The sequence below is a fragment of the Pelomonas parva genome (assembly GCF_043555835.1).
In the GTDB taxonomy this organism is placed as follows: Bacteria; Pseudomonadota; Gammaproteobacteria; order Burkholderiales; family Burkholderiaceae_C; genus Pelomonas; species Pelomonas parva.
In genome coordinates, this window is sequence record NZ_JBIGHV010000001.1 from 447,046 (window position 1) to 463,619 (window position 16,574).

22 protein-coding genes are annotated in these 16,574 nt (G+C 69.6%); 10 read left to right on the top strand and 12 right to left on the bottom strand.

Going from position 1 to position 16,574, the window contains the following annotated elements; translation table 11 throughout:
* Nucleotide 1: 1 nt before the first annotated feature.
* The 4 genes from paaK to ACG00Y_RS01780 all read right to left on the bottom strand — a co-directional run bounded on the left by paaK (nucleotide 2) and on the right by ACG00Y_RS01780 (nucleotide 3,546).
* The gene (gene paaK / locus ACG00Y_RS01765; RefSeq protein ID WP_394475548.1) at nucleotides 2–1,303 is read right to left on the bottom strand and encodes a phenylacetate--CoA ligase PaaK; all 1,302 of its coding nucleotides are present in this window, start codon (nucleotides 1,301–1,303) and stop codon (nucleotides 2–4) included.
* Nucleotides 1,300–1,728, bottom strand: a complete 429-nt coding sequence (gene paaI / locus ACG00Y_RS01770) for a hydroxyphenylacetyl-CoA thioesterase PaaI (protein WP_394475549.1) — start codon at nucleotides 1,726–1,728, stop codon at nucleotides 1,300–1,302. Before paaI ends, paaK begins: the two co-directional genes overlap by 4 nt.
* Nucleotides 1,728–2,531: an enoyl-CoA hydratase-related protein gene (locus ACG00Y_RS01775; protein ID WP_394475550.1), complete on the bottom strand. Its 804-nt coding sequence runs from the start codon at nucleotides 2,529–2,531 to the stop codon at nucleotides 1,728–1,730. Before ACG00Y_RS01775 ends, paaI begins: the two co-directional genes overlap by 1 nt.
* Before the next feature lie 79 nt (nucleotides 2,532–2,610).
* A complete protein-coding gene (locus tag ACG00Y_RS01780; RefSeq protein WP_394475551.1) occupies nucleotides 2,611–3,546 on the bottom strand; it encodes a PfkB family carbohydrate kinase in 936 nt (311 codons plus the stop codon).
* Between the two features lie 72 nt (nucleotides 3,547–3,618).
* Here ACG00Y_RS01780 and moaA point away from each other — a divergent pair, with 72 nt between their 5' ends.
* The 3 genes from moaA (at nucleotide 3,619) to ACG00Y_RS01795 (ending at nucleotide 5,920) form a co-directional block, all read left to right on the top strand.
* A complete protein-coding gene (gene moaA / locus ACG00Y_RS01785) occupies nucleotides 3,619–4,725 on the top strand; it encodes a GTP 3',8-cyclase MoaA (RefSeq protein WP_394475552.1) in 1,107 nt (368 codons plus the stop codon).
* 117 nt (nucleotides 4,726–4,842) lie between these two features.
* Entirely contained in the window at nucleotides 4,843–5,406 is a 564-nt protein-coding gene (gene mobA, locus ACG00Y_RS01790) for a molybdenum cofactor guanylyltransferase MobA (RefSeq protein WP_394475553.1), read from the top strand.
* Complete coding sequence (locus ACG00Y_RS01795; protein WP_394475554.1) at nucleotides 5,399–5,920, top strand: GNAT family N-acetyltransferase; 522 nt, start codon at nucleotides 5,399–5,401, stop codon at nucleotides 5,918–5,920. Before mobA ends, ACG00Y_RS01795 begins: the two co-directional genes overlap by 8 nt.
* Here the strand turns inward: ACG00Y_RS01795 and ACG00Y_RS01800 are convergent.
* Entirely contained in the window at nucleotides 5,909–6,511 is a 603-nt protein-coding gene (locus ACG00Y_RS01800) for a YceI family protein (protein ID WP_394475555.1), read from the bottom strand. The genes ACG00Y_RS01795 and ACG00Y_RS01800 overlap by 12 nt on opposite strands.
* 97 nt (nucleotides 6,512–6,608) lie before the next feature.
* On the opposite strand from ACG00Y_RS01800, the gene ACG00Y_RS01805 reads away from it, so the two are divergent.
* The 3 genes from ACG00Y_RS01805 (at nucleotide 6,609) to ACG00Y_RS01815 (ending at nucleotide 9,057) form a co-directional block, all read left to right on the top strand.
* Entirely contained in the window at nucleotides 6,609–7,151 is a 543-nt protein-coding gene (locus ACG00Y_RS01805) for an Mpo1 family 2-hydroxy fatty acid dioxygenase (protein WP_394475557.1), read from the top strand.
* A 10-nt stretch (nucleotides 7,152–7,161) separates the two neighbouring features.
* Nucleotides 7,162–8,175, top strand: a complete 1,014-nt coding sequence (locus ACG00Y_RS01810) for a 2-dehydropantoate 2-reductase (RefSeq protein WP_394475558.1) — start codon at nucleotides 7,162–7,164, stop codon at nucleotides 8,173–8,175.
* 114 nt (nucleotides 8,176–8,289) lie between these two features.
* Nucleotides 8,290–9,057, top strand: a complete 768-nt coding sequence (locus ACG00Y_RS01815; protein ID WP_394475559.1) for a TerC family protein — start codon at nucleotides 8,290–8,292, stop codon at nucleotides 9,055–9,057.
* Between the two features lie 25 nt (nucleotides 9,058–9,082).
* On the opposite strand, the gene ACG00Y_RS01820 is transcribed toward ACG00Y_RS01815, so the two are convergent.
* The 5 genes from ACG00Y_RS01820 to ureE all read right to left on the bottom strand — a co-directional run bounded on the left by ACG00Y_RS01820 (nucleotide 9,083) and on the right by ureE (nucleotide 12,188).
* Complete coding sequence (locus ACG00Y_RS01820) at nucleotides 9,083–9,301, bottom strand: hypothetical protein (protein WP_394475560.1); 219 nt, start codon at nucleotides 9,299–9,301, stop codon at nucleotides 9,083–9,085.
* Between the two features lie 126 nt (nucleotides 9,302–9,427).
* Nucleotides 9,428–10,267 carry an urease accessory protein UreD gene (locus tag ACG00Y_RS01825; RefSeq protein ID WP_394475561.1) on the bottom strand — a complete coding sequence of 280 codons (840 nt, stop codon included), beginning with the start codon at nucleotides 10,265–10,267 and terminating at the stop codon, nucleotides 9,428–9,430.
* Complete coding sequence (gene ureG / locus ACG00Y_RS01830) at nucleotides 10,260–10,910, bottom strand: urease accessory protein UreG (protein WP_394475562.1); 651 nt, start codon at nucleotides 10,908–10,910, stop codon at nucleotides 10,260–10,262. Before ureG ends, ACG00Y_RS01825 begins: the two co-directional genes overlap by 8 nt.
* Nucleotides 10,907–11,590, bottom strand: coding sequence for an urease accessory protein UreF (locus ACG00Y_RS01835; protein WP_394475563.1), 684 nt, complete (start codon nucleotides 11,588–11,590; stop codon nucleotides 10,907–10,909). The genes ureG and ACG00Y_RS01835 overlap by 4 nt, the downstream gene beginning before the upstream one ends.
* On the bottom strand, nucleotides 11,574–12,188 hold the full coding sequence (gene ureE, locus ACG00Y_RS01840; protein ID WP_394475564.1) for an urease accessory protein UreE: 615 nt from the start codon (nucleotides 12,186–12,188) through the stop codon (nucleotides 11,574–11,576). The genes ACG00Y_RS01835 and ureE overlap by 17 nt, the downstream gene beginning before the upstream one ends.
* 63 nt (nucleotides 12,189–12,251) lie before the next feature.
* On the opposite strand from ureE, the gene ACG00Y_RS01845 reads away from it, so the two are divergent.
* From ACG00Y_RS01845 to ACG00Y_RS01860, 4 genes are all read left to right on the top strand, one after another.
* On the top strand, nucleotides 12,252–12,476 hold the full coding sequence (locus ACG00Y_RS01845; protein ID WP_057300201.1) for an AbrB/MazE/SpoVT family DNA-binding domain-containing protein: 225 nt from the start codon (nucleotides 12,252–12,254) through the stop codon (nucleotides 12,474–12,476).
* Nucleotides 12,473–12,868 carry a type II toxin-antitoxin system death-on-curing family toxin gene (locus tag ACG00Y_RS01850; RefSeq protein ID WP_394475565.1) on the top strand — a complete coding sequence of 132 codons (396 nt, stop codon included), beginning with the start codon at nucleotides 12,473–12,475 and terminating at the stop codon, nucleotides 12,866–12,868. Before ACG00Y_RS01845 ends, ACG00Y_RS01850 begins: the two co-directional genes overlap by 4 nt.
* Nucleotides 12,869–12,886: 18 nt before the next feature.
* Nucleotides 12,887–13,705: a crotonase/enoyl-CoA hydratase family protein gene (locus ACG00Y_RS01855; RefSeq protein ID WP_394475566.1), complete on the top strand. Its 819-nt coding sequence runs from the start codon at nucleotides 12,887–12,889 to the stop codon at nucleotides 13,703–13,705.
* 67 nt (nucleotides 13,706–13,772) lie between these two features.
* Nucleotides 13,773–14,318, top strand: coding sequence for a histidine phosphatase family protein (locus ACG00Y_RS01860; RefSeq protein WP_394475567.1), 546 nt, complete (start codon nucleotides 13,773–13,775; stop codon nucleotides 14,316–14,318).
* A gap of 15 nt (nucleotides 14,319–14,333) precedes the next feature.
* Here ACG00Y_RS01860 and ACG00Y_RS01865 read toward each other — a convergent pair whose 3' ends face one another.
* On the bottom strand, nucleotides 14,334–14,600 hold the full coding sequence (locus ACG00Y_RS01865) for a TfoX/Sxy family protein (protein WP_394475568.1): 267 nt from the start codon (nucleotides 14,598–14,600) through the stop codon (nucleotides 14,334–14,336).
* Nucleotides 14,601–14,623: 23 nt separating this feature from the next.
* Nucleotides 14,624–16,438 (bottom strand): tetratricopeptide repeat protein, encoded by a 1,815-nt coding sequence (locus ACG00Y_RS01870; RefSeq protein ID WP_394475569.1) that lies wholly within the window; start codon nucleotides 16,436–16,438, stop codon nucleotides 14,624–14,626.
* Nucleotides 16,439–16,574 lie beyond the last annotated feature (136 nt).

Consider the following 16,574-nt stretch of genomic DNA (forward strand, 5'->3'; position numbering starts at 1 on the left):
CTCAAGCTCCTTGCTTCTTGCGGTTGTCGACGACGCGGCGGGCCTTGCCCACCAGCGTGCGCTCGATGGCGTTGTTCGGCTCGACTTGAACAGTCGCCGTCACGCCGATCAGGTTCTTGATGCGCTCGGACAGGCGCTTAGCTATCCCGTCGTCGGCGGCGCTCAACGCCAGCTCGCAGCGGATGACCAGCTCGTCCAGCGGCCCGTTGCGGCTGACGACGAGCTGGTACTGCCCACCCAACCCCGGCTCCTGCAGCACCAGCTCCTCCACCTGCGTCGGGAACAGGTTGACGCCACGGATGATGAGCATGTCGTCGCTGCGGCCCACGATCTTGCCGATGCGGCGCATGCTGCGCGCGGTCGGCGGCAGCAGCTTTGTGAGGTCGCGCGTGCGGTAGCGGATGACGGGCATGGCCACCTTGGTCAGCGACGTGAAGACCAGCTCGCCCTCCGAGCCATCCGGCAGCACCTCGCCGGTATCGGGGTCGATGATCTCGGGGTAGAAATGATCCTCCCAGACGACCGGGCCGTCCTTGCTCTCGACGCACTCGCTGGCAACACCTGGCCCCATGACCTCGGACAGGCCGTAGATGTCCACCGCGTCGATGCCGGCACCCGCCTCGATCTCGCGGCGCATGGCCTCGGTCCAGGGCTCGGCGCCGAAGATGCCGACCTTCAGTGACGACTCGCGTGCATCAAGACCCTGGCGGGTGAATTCCTCGACCAGCACCTGCATATAGCTGGGCGTGACCATGATGATGTCGGGCTTGAAGTCGGTGATGAGCTGCACCTGCTTCTCGGTCTGGCCGCCGCTCATCGGAATCACGGTGCAACCCAGCCGTTCGGCGCCGTAGTGGGCCCCAAGGCCGCCGGTGAACAGGCCGTAGCCGTAGGCCACGTGCACCAGGTCGCCGGCGCGGCCGCCGGCGGCGCGGATGGAGCGCGCGACGAGATTGGCCCAGTGGTCGATGTCCTTCAGCGTGTAGCCGACGACCGTGGGCTTGCCCGTCGTGCCGGACGACGCATGAACGCGCGCGAGCTGCTGGCGCGGCACGGCGAACATGCCGAAAGGGTAGTTGGTGCGCAGGTCCTGCTTGGTCGCGAACGGGAACTTCGCCAGGTCAGCCAGCGTCTTCAGGTCAGCCGGATGCACACCGGCCTCAATGAACTTCGCCTTGTAGTGCGGCACGTTGTCGTAGGCGTGCTGCAGGCTCCAGCGCAGGCGCTCCAACTGCAGGGCCTGCAACTCGTCGCGGCTGGCAGTCTCGATGGGGTCCAGCTCACCGGGGCGCGGGGTTCTCATTCAAAGACCTTTCGTTCGCCGAGGCGGTAGGAGCGGCCCCGGAACATCGCGATCAGGTCGCCGTGCTGGTTCCGTACCGCAATGTCGTACAAGCCCGTGCGGCCGGCCAGCGAGGTTTCCTCGGCCGTGGCCGTCAGCAGGTCGCCGAGCTTGGCGCTTTGGAGGATGTCGATGCCGAACCCCGACGCCACCGTCAACGCGTTGCGGGCATTGCAGGCGAAGGCGAAGGCCGAGTCGGCCAGCGTCGCGATCAGGCCGCCGTGGCAGATGGCGAAGCCGTTCAGCATGTCCGCCCGCACCGTCATCGTGACGACCGCGCGGCCGGGCGCGACCTCGGCGACGTGCATGCCCAGCATCCGGGTCGCGGCATCGTCCGCGAGCATCACATCGCGGACCTTCTCGGCCGTGGCTTGCGCGTCCAGCATCAACGGTCCTTGAACTCGGGTTGGCGCTTGTTCATGAAGGCGGCAACGCCTTCGAGATAGTCATGCGCAAAACCCAGCTGGCTCTGCAGCGCCGCCTCGCGTTGCAACGCCGTCTCGTAGTCCAACTTCATCGACTCGTCCAGCGCGCGGCGCGTTTCCACAAGGGCGCGCGTGGGCATGCCGGCAAGCTTCTGCGCCAGCGCGATCGCGGCATCCTGCAGCTCCGCATCGGCAACCACGCGCGAGATCAGCCCCAGCCGCTCGGCCTCCACGGCCTTCACCTTGTCGCCCAGCAGCGCCAGCTCCAGCGCCTTGGCGCGGCCCACCAGGCGGGGCAGCAGCCAGGTGCCGCCGCAGTCAGGGATCAGGCCAATCTTCGAGAAAGCCTGGATGAAGCTCGCACTCTCGCCCGCCAGCACGATGTCGCAGCTCAGCGCCAGGTTGGCACCCGCCCCCGCCGCGACGCCGTTGACGGCCGCCACCACTGGCACCGGCAAGCTGCGCAGCCGCAGCGCCAACGGGATGTAGCAGTGCTCCAGCATCCAGCCGATGTCCTTGGGTGCTGCACCCGGCTCGCGGCTGGGCGCCACATGCGGGTCCGCCAGGTCCTGGCCGGCACTGAAAGCCCGGCCCGCGCCGGTGATCAGCACACAGCGCGTCGCGCCGTCCTCGGCCGCCGCATCCAGCGCCTGCCGGAGCTGACCCAGCATGGCCGCCGTGAAGGCGTTCAGCGCCTCGGGGCGGTTCAAGCGGAGCAGACGCACGGCGCCGTGCCGTTCGCTCTGGATCAAGACTTCGGTCATTGAACGTTTCCCTACCGATCGGTCGGCCAATGGTAGAGCGCCATCCGCCGGGCTTCAAGCCACGGCGGGTAAACCCCTGTCAGAGGATCTCGACGGCCTCGGCCAGCGCAGCGACCAACGCCGGCCGCGGCGGCGCGAAGCCATAGGCCGTGCAGGCGGCCGCACCGGCGGCCAGCGCCCAGCGCAGATGCAGGGCGGCGGGAACGCCGGCGTTGCGCATCAGGCTGTCCAGCAAGCCGGCCATGGTGGCGTCTTCGGCGCCGACTGTGTCAACCACCTCCACATGAGGCGCTCGGCCTGCGGCTTCTTCTGCGCCGTGGTAAAGCGTTGCGCCCGTCTCGCCGGTCGTCAGCAGCAGCCAGGCGCCGGGGTTCCAGGCGGCGATCTGGGCCAGGCCCGTGCGGTGGTCGTGCACGCGGAACAGGGCCCGCAACTCAGTGTCCGACAGCTTGATGACATCGGCCAGCCGGCACATCTGCTCCAGCGTGTCGTCGTAGCTGGCGTCCATGGGCGGCGCGCGGAAGCTGGGGGCGTAGCTGATCAAGCGGCCCTCCCCCTTCAACGCCTCGGCCAGCGCCCGCAGCCGCCCGGCCAGCGGCGCACGCACCAGGCCCAGGCTGCCGAAGTGGGCCCAGCGCAGCGCCCGCGTCCAGCCCGCCGGCAGGCCCTCGGGGCGGAAGTGCAGGTCGGCGCTGTCCTGGCCGATGAGGAAGCTGCGTGGCGGGTCGACCTCGTGCGCCACGGCCAGCAACGGCGGCCGCGGCAGCTGCTGGATGAAGCGCATGTCGAGGTGGGCATCCTGGCTGGCCTGCCAGATGTCGGCGCCGAAGGGGTCGCGGCTGACGGCGCCGGCAAAGGCGCTGAGCTGCCCCAGCGTCGACATCGCCACCGCCACCTGCCAGGGCGAGCCGCCACTGGCGCTACGCCAGCGATCGAGCCCGATGCGGACGAGATCGGTCAAGGCTTCGCCGAAAGCAACGAACTGCGGCAGATCGGGATGGAGGATCTGGGTCATTGCAGGGCATTCAAGCGCGACCTGACCAGGCCCGCAAGCCCCCGGCTTTGGCTGCACTGACACAATTGCGCCATGTCAGCCCGCGTGATTCCCTTGCACGACGCCCGCCAGGTGTGGCTGGCCCCGCCCGCTGCCGGCAACAGGCCGGACGGTCCGCTCGCCGACGCGCTGGGCCGGCCGCTGCGCGATCTGCGCATCTCGGTGACGGACCGCTGCAACTTCCGCTGCGGCTACTGCATGCCCAAGCAGGTGTTCGACAAGCACCACGAGTTCCTGCCCCACGCCGACCTCCTCAGTTTTGAGGAGATCAACCGGCTGGCACGCGTCTTCACCGGCCTGGGCGTCGAGAAGCTGCGCATCACCGGCGGCGAGCCGACGCTGCGCCGGGGCCTCGAAACCTTGCTTGCCATGCTGGCCCAACTGCGCACGCCCGACGGCCGCGGGCTGGACCTGACGCTGACCACCAACGGCTCCACGCTGGTGAAGAAAGCCGCCGCGCTGAAGGCTGCCGGCCTGAACCGCCTGACGGTCAGTCTGGACGGACTGGACGATGCCGTCTTCCAGCGCATGAACGATGTCGGCTTCCCCGTCGCCGACGTGCTGGCCGGCATCCGCGCCGCGCAGGATGCAGGCCTGGGACCGATCAAGGTCAACATGGTCGTGCAGCGCGGCGTCAACGACGACCAGATCCTGCCGATGGCGCGGCACTTCAGGCACAGCGGCGTCGTACTGCGCTTCATCGAATACATGGACGTGGGCGCCACCAACGGCTGGCGCATGGACCAGGTGCTGCCCAGCGCCGAGGTGCAGCGCCGCATCGCCACCGAGTGGGCGCTGACGCCGCTGTCGCACAGCGCACCCGGCGAGACAGCCGAGCGCTGGGCCTATGCCGATGGCAGCGGCGAGGTCGGTTTCATCTCCAGCGTGACGCAGGCCTTCTGCGGCGACTGCAACCGCGCCCGGCTGTCGACCGAGGGGCGGCTCTACACCTGCCTGTTCGCACACCGGGGGCACGACTTGCGCGGACTGCTGCGTGGCGCCGAGCCGTTCAGCGACGAGCAATTGGCGAGCGCCGTCGCCGGTGTGTGGACCGCGCGCGAGGACCGCTACTCACAGCTGCGCGGCACCGCTGCGGCCGGGGCGGAACCGCGCGTCGAGATGCATTACATCGGTGGCTAGTTCGACCCACCCCCTACCGGCTTCGCCGGCCCCCTCAAGGGGGCGTCGCCAGTGGCCCGGCAAAGCCGGTTCCACGGCGCCCGCTGCAGGGGCTCGCGGGCTTCGCCGCGAGCAGTCATGACTGCTGCGATGTTTGGGTTGGTGCTGGCTGGTGGTCGCGGCATACGCATGGGCGGCGCAGACAAGGGCTTGCAGTTGCTGGACGGCAGGCCGCTGGTGTCGCATGTCATGGCCCGCCTGGCGCCGCAGGCCGGCCGCGTGCTGATCAGCGCCAATCGCAACCTCGACGCCTACGCCGCCTTCGGCCACCCCGTCCTCACCGACCCGCCCGGCCTCGAATTCGCCGGCCCGCTCGCCGGCATGCTGGCCGGCCTGAGCGCGATCCCTGAAGACGCCTGGCTGCTAACCGCGCCCTGTGACTGCCCTCACCTGCCCGCCAACCTGGCCGAACGACTGATGGCACAGGCCCAGCCGCACGGCCTGGCCTTTGCGCAGGCCGCGCGCGAGCACCCGTCGCACGCGCTGCTGCACGCCCGCCTGCGCGAGCCGCTGACGGCCTATTTAAACGGCGGCGGGCGCGCCGTGCTGCGCTGGATGCTGGCCCAGCCGCACGGTGTGGCCCGCTTCGACGACGAGGCCGCCTTCGCCAACCTCAACCACGTCGCCGACCTGCATGGCTGAGATCACCCTGCGCCCCATGCTGGAGCCGGACCTGCTCGCCTACAAGGCGCTGCGCGATGCGATGCTCACCGGCCACCCCGAGGCCTTCACGTCCGACGCCGAGACCGAGCGCCAGCGCGACCTCGCCAGTTACCGCAGCCGCCTGGCCGGCGGCCTGGGCGGCGGCACGCTGTTCACGCTGCTGGCGCTGGACGGCCCCCGCGTCATCGGCGCGCTGACCTGCGAGCGCGAACCGCGCCGCAAGGTGCAGCACATCGCCCATCTCGTCGGCATGATGGTGGCGGACACCCACCGGGGCCGCGGCATCGGCCGGGCGCTGCTGGCAGGCGCCATCGCCCGACTGCAAGCGACGGCCGGGCTGGCGCAGGTCACGCTCAGCGTGACGACCGGCAACCGCGCCGCCGTAGGCCTGTACGAAAGCGCCGGTTTCACCCGTTACGGCCGCCTGCCCGACGCCGTGCGCCTGCCCGACGGGCGGCGCCTGGACAAGGACTTGATGCTGCTAAGGCTGTAGCAGTTCGAACTGCACCACCAGCGCATCCTGCACGGCCAGCAGCCCGCCCAGCACGGTGAACGGCCGGATGCCGAAGTCGCTCTGGCGGACGACCAGCTCGCCCCGCGCGCGCCGCCCATCCACCTCGGCCACGAACCATTGCCGCCGCGTCACGCCGTGCAGCGTGACCTCCGCCTCCACCGCGCGCCGCCCGCCCTCGCCCACCTGCTGCAGCGCGCGCACGACCACCTCGGGGTGGGCCGCCGCGTCCAGCGCCTTCAGCAGATTGGCGCGCGTGCCGGCACGGGCCTCGTCGTCCATGCTGCTGGCGAAGGCCGCGCCGAGGCGCTCCCGCAGCGCCGGCGGGTCGATGGCCAGCGCGTCGAGACGAAACCTCAGCATTGGCCCGCCGGCCGCCCATTGCACGCGAAGGTCTGCCGCCCGCAGCACATGGTTGTGGCCCAGGCGCGCCGCCGTGCCGCCGCGGAAGACGAGGATATGCAGCTCGTCGGTGGACGAGACCGGAGGCGCCGGCAGCGGCGCCGACGCACAGCCTGCGAGCAGGGCCAGACCCAGCAGCAGACCTCGGCGGTAGATGATTTGCGGGCTCAAACTGGGGCTTTCTCTGAGGTTTTGTGCACCGAAGCGCGGCGTTCCTGGATCAGGCTGGACTAGCATAGCCACCATCCAAAAGATGGAGGCCCGCACCATGGCCAGCCTGTTCCGCCCCGCGCTCGACCTGATGGCGCAATACGCCGCCTATCACCGCGACCGCCGCAACATCACCACCCACTTCATCGGCATCCCGCTGATCGTCTTCGCCATCAGCGCGCTGCTCGCGCGTGCCGAGTTCGCGCTGGGCGACACGCCGATGAACGCGGCCATCGTGCTGTGGGCGCTGTCGGCGCTCTGGTATCTGACCCGCGGCAACCTCATGCTGGGCGCGGCGACCGCCATCGTCAACGGCGTGCTGACGGCGCTGGCCATGACCGTCGCGGCACAAGGCTCGACAACCGGCTGGCTGGCCATCTCGCTGGGCGCCTTCGTCATCGGCTGGGTATTCCAGTTCATCGGCCACTACTACGAGGGCCGCAAGCCCGCCTTCGTGGACGACCTCGTCGGCCTGCTGGTCGGGCCGATGTTCGTCGTCGGCGAGGCCATGTTCATGCTCGGCTGGGGCCGGCCGATGCTGGAAGAGATTGAACGCCGCGTCGGCCCGACGCATCTGCGCGACCTCGCCCACCCGGTCTGACCGAGCGTCAATGGCCGGCGTTCTCGTCATGGGCGCCGGCTCGGTGGGCTGCTTCATCGGCGGCCTGACGCAGCTGGCCGGCGTGCCAGTCCACTTCGTCGGCCGCCCGCGCGTGCTGGGCGCTCTTCGCAAGCAAGGCCTTCGCCTGACCGACATGGACGGCCTGGACCGCCGCATTCCCGCCCTCGACCTGCGCCTGCACGACGAGCCCCCCGCCGGCCTCAAGCCCGACCTGGTGCTGCTGTGCGTGAAGTCCGGCGCCACGGCCGAGGCGGCCACGGCGCTGGGCCTGACGCTGCCGCAGGGCACGCCGGTCGTCAGCCTGCAGAACGGCATCGGCAATGCGACGCTGGCCCGCGCTGCCGTGCCGCAGCTGCACTGGCATGCCGGCATGGTGCCCTTCAACATCGCCGAGCTGGCGCCGGGCCACTACCACCGTGGCACCGGCGGCGCGCTGGCAGCCGAGGCGGCAGCGGGCGACGCCGCACTGGCCGCGTGGAAGACCGCGCTGGGCCGCGTCGGCATGGGCCTGGCGCTGCACGCCGACCTCGCGCCGGTGCAGTGGGGCAAGCTGCTGCTGAACCTGAACAACCCGGTCAATGCGCTGTCCGGTCGGCCGCTGCGCGACGAGTTGCTGGAACGCGGCTACCGCCGCGTGCTGGCCGCGTTGCAGCAGGAGGCGCTGGACCTGCTCGACGCTGCGCAGCGCCCCGTGGCCCAGCTCACGCCGCTGCCACCGCGCCGGCTGCTGGTGCTGCTGCGCCTGCCCACGCCGCTGTTCCGCCTCGCTGCCGCGCGCATGCTGCGCGTCGACGCCCAGGCGCGTTCCAGCATGGCCGACGACCTGGCCCACGGCCGGCCGACGGAGATCGACGCGCTGTGCGGCGAGGTCGTGCGCCTGGCGCACAGCCTGCATCGCAGTGCGCCGCTGAATGCGCGCATGCAGGCGCTGGTGGAGGCCTGGCCGCGGCGGCGCCGGGCCTACTCGCCGACAGAGCTGCTGCAGGCGCTCGGGCTGGCCTGAACGGGGCGGCGCGGCCTCTGCACAACATCGCAAGCAAAACCGAAGCGACATTCAGGCACCGCCTGCGCGCAGGCTTGCGACAATCAGCGGCTTTGTTGCCTGCCCGACGCCGCCATGCTTGAACTCCTGTCCAACCCGCAGACCTGGATTGCCTTTGCCACACTGACCGCGCTGGAGCTGGTGCTGGGCATCGACAACATCATCTTCATCAGCATCCTGGTGGACAAGCTGCCCAAGGCCCGGCAGGAGGTGGCGCGGCGCCTGGGCCTGTTCATGGCCATGTTCATGCGCATCGCGCTGCTGCTGCTGCTGGCCTGGATCGTCGGCCTGGTGGAGCCGTTGTTCACACTGCCCGTCATCGACAAGGGCATCTCGGGGCGAGACCTCATCCTCATCGGCGGCGGCCTGTTCCTGATCTGGAAGAGCACGGCCGAGATCCACGGCTCGCTCGAAGGCGAGGACGACACCACCGCCGACGGCGCCCGGGCCGCCAAGGCGGCTTTCACCTCGGTGATCCTGCAGATCATGGTCATCGACCTGGTGTTCTCGCTGGACTCCATCATTACCGCCGTCGGCATGGTCGACGACGTGCGCATCATGATCGCGGCCGTGGTTGCCTCGGTGGGCTTGATGATGCTGTTCGCCAGCGCCATCGGCCGCTTCGTGTCCGACCACCCGACCATCAAGATGCTGGCGCTGAGCTTCCTGGTCGTCGTCGGTGTCGTGCTCGTGGCCGACGGCTTCGGCCACCCGGTGCCCAAGGGCTACATCTACTTCGCGATGGCCTTCTCGCTGGGCGTCGAGATGATCAACATCAAGATGCGCAAGAAGACCGCCACCGCGGTCAAGCTGCGCCAGCAGATCCCGGGCGGCGAGGAGTAAGGCGCGGGATGCGCTGCGGCGGCGCTCAGCGTCGCCCGGCGCCGACCAGCACCAGCACACCGCCCACGATGCCGGCAATGCCCAGCCACATCGGGATGTTGACGGACTTCTCCTCCGTGACATTGATCTCCAGCGGGCCGATCTTGGCGGCGGTCTTCTCGTCCTTGTACGAGAACCCGCCGTAAGCCAGCGCGAGTACGCCGCCGACGATCAGGGCCAGGGCGATTGCACGCAAACCGTTCATAGAAACCTCCAGAGATTGTTGAGACACGCGCGGTCCCACCGCCGTGCGACTGGAGTACACCGCCCGCGCCCCGCGCCGCCTGTAGGACGCCGCGAGGGGGGCATGTCGGTTGCTGGCGCTTACGCGTCAGGTCGCCCAGATGCGCGGGTCGCCGCCGGGCAGCGCCCACAGCCGCTCGCGCCACAGCGCCCTCACCCGGCGCAAGGCCAGCGTGACGGCCTCGACCTCGTCACCGACGACGCGCATCAGCAGCACCGCGCCGCGCGGGCCGGCCAGGTGGGTGATGCCGCTGAGCGGCACGTCGGCAAGCAGCGCACGGCTGTCGGCCAGCAGCGCGTCGGCTTCGGCCAGCGTGCGGGTCTGGGCATAGGCCAGCGTGCCCAGCACGCGCTTGCCGACCAGGCCGCAGGGGCCGTCCAGCAAGGCCTTGTCGGCCGCATCCAGCCAGCCCCGGTCCAGCCATTGGCCGCTGATCTCCAGGTGCTGCAGCAGCTTGCCGGCATCAAAGTGCTGGCCCGCTGCCGGCAAGCCCAGGCCCAACACCTCGGTCGCGAACAGGCTGGCGCCAGGTGCGAGGCTGAGCCTGACCTCGTTGCGCGCGATGCAGTTGGGATAGGCCAGCGTCTCCTGCGGCAGCCATTCCAGCCGCGCGCCTTCGCCCACGCTGGCGTGCACGACCTGCGCCGCCTCGCCCGCGTTGGAACGGTAGAAGCGCGTCGCCGCCGGTGTGGTGACGAGCAGGTGGGCGCCGGGTTCGACGTCGATACGGATGTCCAGGCGGTCGCCACCGACAAGCCCGCCAGGCGGATGCACCAGCACCGCGTGAGCGATGCGGTTGGTCTCCGGGTAGAGCGTCTTCAGCAGCCGCAGAGGGCCGTCGTGGCGGGCATGCACGCGAGTCGCGCCGCTGCCGTCACGCGCGGCGCTCAGCGTCAGCCGTGCGGGCCAACGGATGAGATCAACCAACGAGCAAGCCCTTCTTCTCGATGAAGCTCACCACCTCAGCCAGGCCGTCACGGGTCTTGAGGTTGGTCATGACCCAGGGCTTCACCGGCCGCATGCGTGCGGTGTCGCTGCGCATGACGTCCAGGTCGGCGCCCACGTGCGGCGCCAGGTCGGTCTTGTTGATGACGAACAGGTCGCTCTTGGTGATACCGGGGCCGCCCTTGCGCGGGATCTTCTCGCCGGCGGCCACGTCGATGACGTAGATGGTCAGGTCGCTCAGCTCGGGGCTGAAGGTGGCCGCCAGGTTGTCGCCGCCGCTCTCGACGAAGACGATGTCCGCATCGGGGAACTTGTCCAGCATGCGGTCCACGGCTTCGAGGTTGATGGAGCAGTCCTCGCGGATGGCCGTGTGCGGGCAGCCGCCGGTCTCCACGCCCATGATGCGTTCGGGCGCCAGCGCACCGGCCACGGTCAGCAGGCGCTGGTCTTCCTTGGTGTAGATATCGTTGGTGACGACGACGAGGTCCCAGCGGTCGCGCATCGTCTTGCAGAGCATCTCGACGAGGGTGGTTTTGCCCGAGCCCACGGGGCCGCCGACGCCGACGCGCAGCGGGGGAAGCTTTTTCGTGCGGTTGGGGATGGCGTGCAAGGGTGCAGAAGTCATGAGCGGAAAAGTCGGGAGTATTGGGTTTCGTGGCGGGCGCCGTGGATGCCCAGCAGCGGCGCAAAAGCCATGGGCTCGGGCACAGTCAGCGCCGTCTCAACGGCTGGCGGGATGGCGTGCACGAGCCGTGCCAGCAGGCGCTGCCCGGCGGTCTGGCCCAGCGGCACGCTGCGCACGGCGGCCTGCATCAGGTTCTCGGCCCAGCCAAAGGCGATGGCCTGCAGCGCGGGCTGCAGCGCGGCGCCCCGCGAGGCGGCGGCGGCACCCATGACGACTGGCCAGGTCGGCGCGGGCTTGAGCTGTTGCAGCAACGGCAGCACAGCGGCGCCGGGGATCAGGCCTTGCATCCAGACCAGCAGGCTGCGCCCCATCTGCTGGGCCTGCTGCAGGCCCTCGCTGGTCTCGCGCGTCTGCAGCGTCCAGGCATTCAGCTCGGCCAGCCGTGCGCCGTCGAGCGCCAGCGTGGCGGCATGCGCGGCCGCCGCAACGGGCAGCTCGGCGCGCGCCTGCACGAGTTCAAGCTGGTTCAGCAGCCAGTCGCCGGCGCTGGTCTCGTCATGCACGATGCCGGCATCGACGGCCGCTTCCAGGCCTTCCGAATAGCTGAAGCCGCCCACCGGCAGCGCGGGCGAGGCGAGCCAGAGCAGGTGCAGCAACGAGGCGTCAGTGCTTGTGGTCATGACCGTGGTCGTGACCGCAGCCGGGGCCGTGCACATGGCCGTCGTCGTGCGCCTTGACGGGAATGGCCAGCGGCTTGCGAACGGGCGCGGGCTCGTGATGGTCGTGGGCGTGATCGTGGCCATGGTGGTGGCCATGCCCGGCGCCTTCGCCATAAGCCCCGCCCTCGGGCTCGAAGGCCGCCTGGGCTTCGGTCACGATCAGATGCTGGCGGCGCAGCATCTCGGCCAGCACGGGGTCGGGCTCGAACTGCAGCAGCGCCGGCTGCAATTCCAGCGGCACATGCCGGTTGCCGAGGTGGTAGGCGGCGCGCAGCAGGTCGAACGGCGAGCCGTGCTCGGCGCAGTGGCGCACCTGCAGCACCGGCTGGGCGGAGGCGATGACACGCACGAGCGTGCCGTCTTCGGCCACGAGCACATCACCGCCGCGCAGCGTCGTGCCACGCGGCAGCACGACGCCAATCTCGCGGCCGGTGGAATCGGTGGCCGAGAAGCGGCTCTTGCTGCGCGTGTCCCAGTCGAGTTCAAGGGTAGGCGCGCGCTTGACGAGCACGGCGGCGAGACCGGCACCGCCGGCAATGCGTTTGGAGGCGTGGATCATGGGCTTGTCAGCGGAACGAAGTGTCGGATAGTATTACAAACGTTATAACTCGAAGGGGTCGCGATGAGCGCGCTCAAGGTAACCCAAATCGGCAACTCGCTCGGCGTGATCTTGCCCAAGGAAGTGCTCGCCCGTTTGAAAGTGGAGAAGGGTGACGTGCTCTACCTCTCCGACGCCGTCAACGGCGTGCTGATCTCGCCCTACAGCCCGGAGTTCGAGCAACAGATGGACGCGGCACGCAGCATCATGAAGAAGCGCCGCGCCGTGCTGCGGGAGCTTGCCAAATGAGCGAGCGCGCGTGGCGCTGGCTGAGCGCCGACGTGCTGAGGGCCATTCACCATGAGCAGTTGGCCGAGCATGGGGGCGCAGCGGGTGTTCGTGATGAAGGCTTGTTCGAGTCAGCGGTAGCGCGGCCACAGAACCTGGTGGCCTACGGGCACCCCGACGTTTTCGAACTGGCTGCCGCATACGCAGTCGGTTTGGCCAAGAACCACCCCTTCATCGATGGCAACAAACGCACGGCCTACGTCGCCATGGAGTTGTTCCTCTGGCTCAATGGCCTGGAACTGCTGGCGACCGACGCGGATTGCGTCATCACCATGCTGGGTGTCGCCGCCAGCCAGATCAGCGAGGCCGAACTGGCCGACTGGCTGCGGCAGCAGACCGAGCCGATTGCCTGACCCCTCAAGAGACCGCACATGACCGCTCCCCATCTGGAAACCCTCACTCTCTCGATTGAGGAACACATCGCCACCGTCCGCCTGAACCGCCCCGACAAGGCGAACGCGATGAACGCGGCGATGTGGCAGGACATCCGCCGCGCCTTCGACTGGATCGACGGTCAGCCCGAGGCCCGCGTGGCGGTGCTGGAAGGCGAAGGCAAACACTTCACCGCCGGCATCGACCTGGCCATGATGATGGGCATCGCCCCGCAGATCGCCGACCCCTGCGACGGCCGCACGCGCGAGAGCCTGCGCCGCGTCATCCTCGACATGCAGGACACCCTCACCAGCCTGGAGCGCTGCCGCAAGCCCGTGCTCGCGGCCATCCACGGCGCCTGCGTGGGCGGCGGCATCGACCTGATCTGCGCCGCCGACATGCGCTACTGCAGCGCCGACGCCTACTTCTCCATCAAGGAGATCGACATCGGCATGGTGGCCGACGTCGGCACGCTGCAACGCCTGCCCAAGCTGATCGGCTCGCAGGGCCTGGTGCGTGAGTTGGCCTACACGGGCCGGCGCGTGGAGTCAGCCGAGGCGCGCGACGTGGGCCTCGTCAACCGCGTGTTCGACAGCCGCGAGGCGCTGCAGTCGGGCGTGCGCGAGATCGCCGCCGCCATCGCCACCAAGTCGCCGCTGTCCATCCGCGGCACCAAGGAACAGCTGAACTATGCGCGTGACCATTCGGTCGCCGACGGCCTCAACCACATCGCGACCTGGAACGCGGCGATGCTGATGAGCGAGGACCTGAGCAAGGCCATGATGGCCGGCAAGTCGACACCGTCGTTCCGCGACTGAACACGGCGCGAGGGTCATCGGGCGCAACGTCAGCACGACTCGATCTTGCCGCCCAGAATGCCTGGCCATGAGAAGCCTCATTGCCTGCCTGCTCTGCCTGCTGCTCGCCCCGGCCTGGGCGCTGGACCTGCGCAACGGCGATGTGCTGATCTATCGCCACGCACTGGCGCCGGGCGGCGGTGACCCGGCCGGCCTGAAGCTCGGCGACTGCGGCACTCAGCGCAACCTCAGCGCCGCCGGCCGCGCACAAGCGCGGCAGATCGGCGCGGCCCTGCGCCAGCGCCTGGGCGCGCTGCGCGTGGCCGAGGTCTGGGCCTCGCCCTGGTGCCGCACGCTGGAGACCGCGCGCCTGGCCTTCCCCGGCCTGCCGGTGCGTGAGCAGCCCGCCTTCGGCTCCTTCTTCCAGCAGCCCGAGCGCGAAGCGCAGATGCTGGGCAGCGCGCGCGAACAGTTGGCCGGCTGGCGCGGGCCGGGCGTGCTGGTGGTCGTCACGCACCAGGTGACGATCACCGGGCTGAGCGGCATCTTCCCGGCGTCGGGTGAAGGTGTCGCCATGCGCTGGACGGCCGGGCGCACCGAGGTGCTGGGGCGTCTGCAAGCGCCGCCACACTGAGAGGGCGAGAGCTCTTCAGCCCTGCCGCTCGTGGTCTTCCAGCGCCATCAGCAGCCCGGTGCGCTGCTCGCGCGCCACCTGCCGCCAATGCACGCCGGTGAGCGCGCCTTCAAGCGCCCACAGCAGGTTCAGCGACACAGGCTGCCCCGCCTGTTTTGCCTTGACGTATGCCGCCACCGAGCCGAGTGCGCGCAGCTGATCGACCGTCGTGATGCCGACGCTGGCAAGCATCTGCGCAGACTTGGGCCCGAGATTGGGCAGGGACTCGAAGGCTTCCGGCATGGCACGGCTGCAGGTTGCCCCGGCTACCGCCTCGCGGCGCCAGGAGCCCCCTCGTTCCCCGTCGCCGCGTCATTCAGGCGCGCGGCTTCCCGGATGACGTTGTCCGCGCTTTCCAGGCCGTAGCCGCGCTCCACCGCCTGCATCACGCGCTCCTTGTCGATGGTCCAGGCCTTGACCGCCACGTCGGGCGCCGGGCTGCGGCGCATCTCCGCGAGGATGTCCCAGCGGGTCACCCCCGTCTCAAGGCGGCCCTGCCACTGCTTCGCCCATTGAGCCGTGACCTCGTCGCGTTCGTTCTGCGCCAGCGAGCCCAGCGTGCGGTGCGCCTCGTCCGCCTGGCCGGTGTAGGCAGACGCCAGCGCCGCCGAGCCGCCCAGCGCGTCCACATCGCGCGCGGCCTGCCAGGCGGTGATGACGCCATCCAGCGCCGCCTTGCGCGGCTCGTCCGTCGCGGCCACCTCGGCCTTGAAGGCCGCGAACGCGGCTTCCCAGGATTGCGGGTTTACCTCGCGGGCACGCTCCAGGTGGCGCTGCGCCGCCTGGAGATGGGCGCGCCCGGCGTCGCCCGGGTTGCGCTCGGCAAGGCGCAGGTGGGCCACACCCGCCAGATACCGGGCCTCGAAATGGGCGTCATCGTCCTGCAGCACGGCCGCCAGCTGGGGCAAGGCGTCCTGCGGGTTGCCCCAGTCGATCTGGGCCCGGCTCAGGGTCAGGCGCGCCAGGTCTTCGTTGGGAAACTGCGGCGCCAGCACGGCCAACTGCTTGAGCAGGGCCTCGCCGGTCGAGCGGCTCGGGCAGGCCTTCAACGCGGCATTGGCCAGCACGAACTTGCCCGCAGCCACGGGCAGGCTGCGGATGTTCACCCGGCCAGCGGGAAACGACGGCGCCTCCACCCGCAGCGCCGCCATGCCCTTGAGCCCGTAGCGCCACATCACCGTGCTGATATCGGCCTTCTTCAGACCGAAGGCGCGCTCAAACGCTGGCGTCGGCGCCACGCCACGGCCGACCAGCACGAGGTAGCGGTCCAGGCGCTTGCGGTTCTCTTCCGACGACAGCATGTAGTGCGTCAACAGCCAGGACTTCGCCTCGAACTCCAGGCGCACGCCGGCCGCGCCGGCGTAGCTGCGGGCGTCGGCGAGCCTGCCCTCCAGCACGTCGTCGTAATCCAGGCTGTACCGCCGGCCGTCGCCGATGAACCTCAGGTAACCGCCGACGCCCTTGGGCACCCGGCCCACCACCATCTGCCGGTCGGAGAAACGCACGCTGGAGAAGTACTGCGCAAAGCCGTCGATGAACGACGCTGGCGTGCGGATGTCGGTGTGGCGGTACAGGAACTGCCGCGCATAGGCCTCGAAGACATAGGACAGCGTCTCGTTCAGCGGTGCCTTGTCCAGCTGCCCGTCGACCAGGCTGGGGATGCGCTCCAGATGCACGCCGAAGCCCTGCACGCCGGCCGCGCAGCTGCTGTACAGGCCCACAGCATCGGCCGGCGGGCTGTCGGCCACCTCGCGCAGGTCAGTCGCGCTGTTGTGGAAGTACAGCGTCATCCTGGGCTGCGGCCGCGCCACCTCGCCACTGGGCAGCGTGTAGATGCGCAGCAGATGGTCGAGCTTCTCCAGGTTGTCCAGCAGCAGGGCCACATCGTCTTCACCGGCGTCGGAATAGACGACGAAGCGGGGGCTCTCGGCCCGCACCCATTGCGACAGCTCGGCCTTCTTGCCGGCCACGCTCACGCGCGGCTGCACGTTCGCCGCGCCGGCTTGCTGGGCGCCGGCGGAGCCAATCGACAGCAGACAGAGGGCGGCGGCGAGCACGCTCGCACGGGGTCCGTTGCGCATGGATGTTCCTTCTCGATGTTCTGGCGGCCGGCTTGTCTCGGGCCGGGGGACCGATGGTAAGGGGGGGGGGGCGACCCGCCGCTCATGAGCCGGTCGGGCCACGCGCCGTGCACCGCTGTCACGTTGATCGCCAACC

What these genes read in the sequence shown, in the direction of transcription:
- paaK (WP_394475548.1), bottom strand. Translation starts at nt 1,303, where the DNA reads ATGAGAACCCCGCGCCCCGGTGAGCTGGACCCCATCGAGACTGCCAGC.
- paaI (WP_394475549.1), bottom strand. Translation starts at nt 1,728, where the DNA reads ATGCTGGACGCGCAAGCCACGGCCGAGAAGGTCCGCGATGTGATGCTC.
- ACG00Y_RS01775 (WP_394475550.1), bottom strand. Translation starts at nt 2,531, where the DNA reads ATGACCGAAGTCTTGATCCAGAGCGAACGGCACGGCGCCGTGCGTCTG.
- ACG00Y_RS01780 (WP_394475551.1), bottom strand. Translation starts at nt 3,546, where the DNA reads ATGACCCAGATCCTCCATCCCGATCTGCCGCAGTTCGTTGCTTTCGGC.
- moaA (WP_394475552.1), top strand. Translation starts at nt 3,619, where the DNA reads ATGTCAGCCCGCGTGATTCCCTTGCACGACGCCCGCCAGGTGTGGCTG.
- mobA (WP_394475553.1), top strand. Translation starts at nt 4,843, where the DNA reads ATGACTGCTGCGATGTTTGGGTTGGTGCTGGCTGGTGGTCGCGGCATA.
- ACG00Y_RS01795 (WP_394475554.1), top strand. Translation starts at nt 5,399, where the DNA reads ATGGCTGAGATCACCCTGCGCCCCATGCTGGAGCCGGACCTGCTCGCC.
- ACG00Y_RS01805 (WP_394475557.1), top strand. Translation starts at nt 6,609, where the DNA reads ATGGCCAGCCTGTTCCGCCCCGCGCTCGACCTGATGGCGCAATACGCC.
- ACG00Y_RS01810 (WP_394475558.1), top strand. Translation starts at nt 7,162, where the DNA reads ATGGCCGGCGTTCTCGTCATGGGCGCCGGCTCGGTGGGCTGCTTCATC.
- ACG00Y_RS01815 (WP_394475559.1), top strand. Translation starts at nt 8,290, where the DNA reads ATGCTTGAACTCCTGTCCAACCCGCAGACCTGGATTGCCTTTGCCACA.
- ACG00Y_RS01820 (WP_394475560.1), bottom strand. Translation starts at nt 9,301, where the DNA reads ATGAACGGTTTGCGTGCAATCGCCCTGGCCCTGATCGTCGGCGGCGTA.
- ureG (WP_394475562.1), bottom strand. Translation starts at nt 10,910, where the DNA reads ATGACTTCTGCACCCTTGCACGCCATCCCCAACCGCACGAAAAAGCTT.
- ACG00Y_RS01835 (WP_394475563.1), bottom strand. Translation starts at nt 11,590, where the DNA reads ATGACCACAAGCACTGACGCCTCGTTGCTGCACCTGCTCTGGCTCGCC.
- ureE (WP_394475564.1), bottom strand. Translation starts at nt 12,188, where the DNA reads ATGATCCACGCCTCCAAACGCATTGCCGGCGGTGCCGGTCTCGCCGCC.
- ACG00Y_RS01845 (WP_057300201.1), top strand. Translation starts at nt 12,252, where the DNA reads ATGAGCGCGCTCAAGGTAACCCAAATCGGCAACTCGCTCGGCGTGATC.
- ACG00Y_RS01850 (WP_394475565.1), top strand. Translation starts at nt 12,473, where the DNA reads ATGAGCGAGCGCGCGTGGCGCTGGCTGAGCGCCGACGTGCTGAGGGCC.
- ACG00Y_RS01855 (WP_394475566.1), top strand. Translation starts at nt 12,887, where the DNA reads ATGACCGCTCCCCATCTGGAAACCCTCACTCTCTCGATTGAGGAACAC.
- ACG00Y_RS01860 (WP_394475567.1), top strand. Translation starts at nt 13,773, where the DNA reads ATGAGAAGCCTCATTGCCTGCCTGCTCTGCCTGCTGCTCGCCCCGGCC.
- ACG00Y_RS01865 (WP_394475568.1), bottom strand. Translation starts at nt 14,600, where the DNA reads ATGCCGGAAGCCTTCGAGTCCCTGCCCAATCTCGGGCCCAAGTCTGCG.
- ACG00Y_RS01870 (WP_394475569.1), bottom strand. Translation starts at nt 16,438, where the DNA reads ATGCGCAACGGACCCCGTGCGAGCGTGCTCGCCGCCGCCCTCTGTCTG.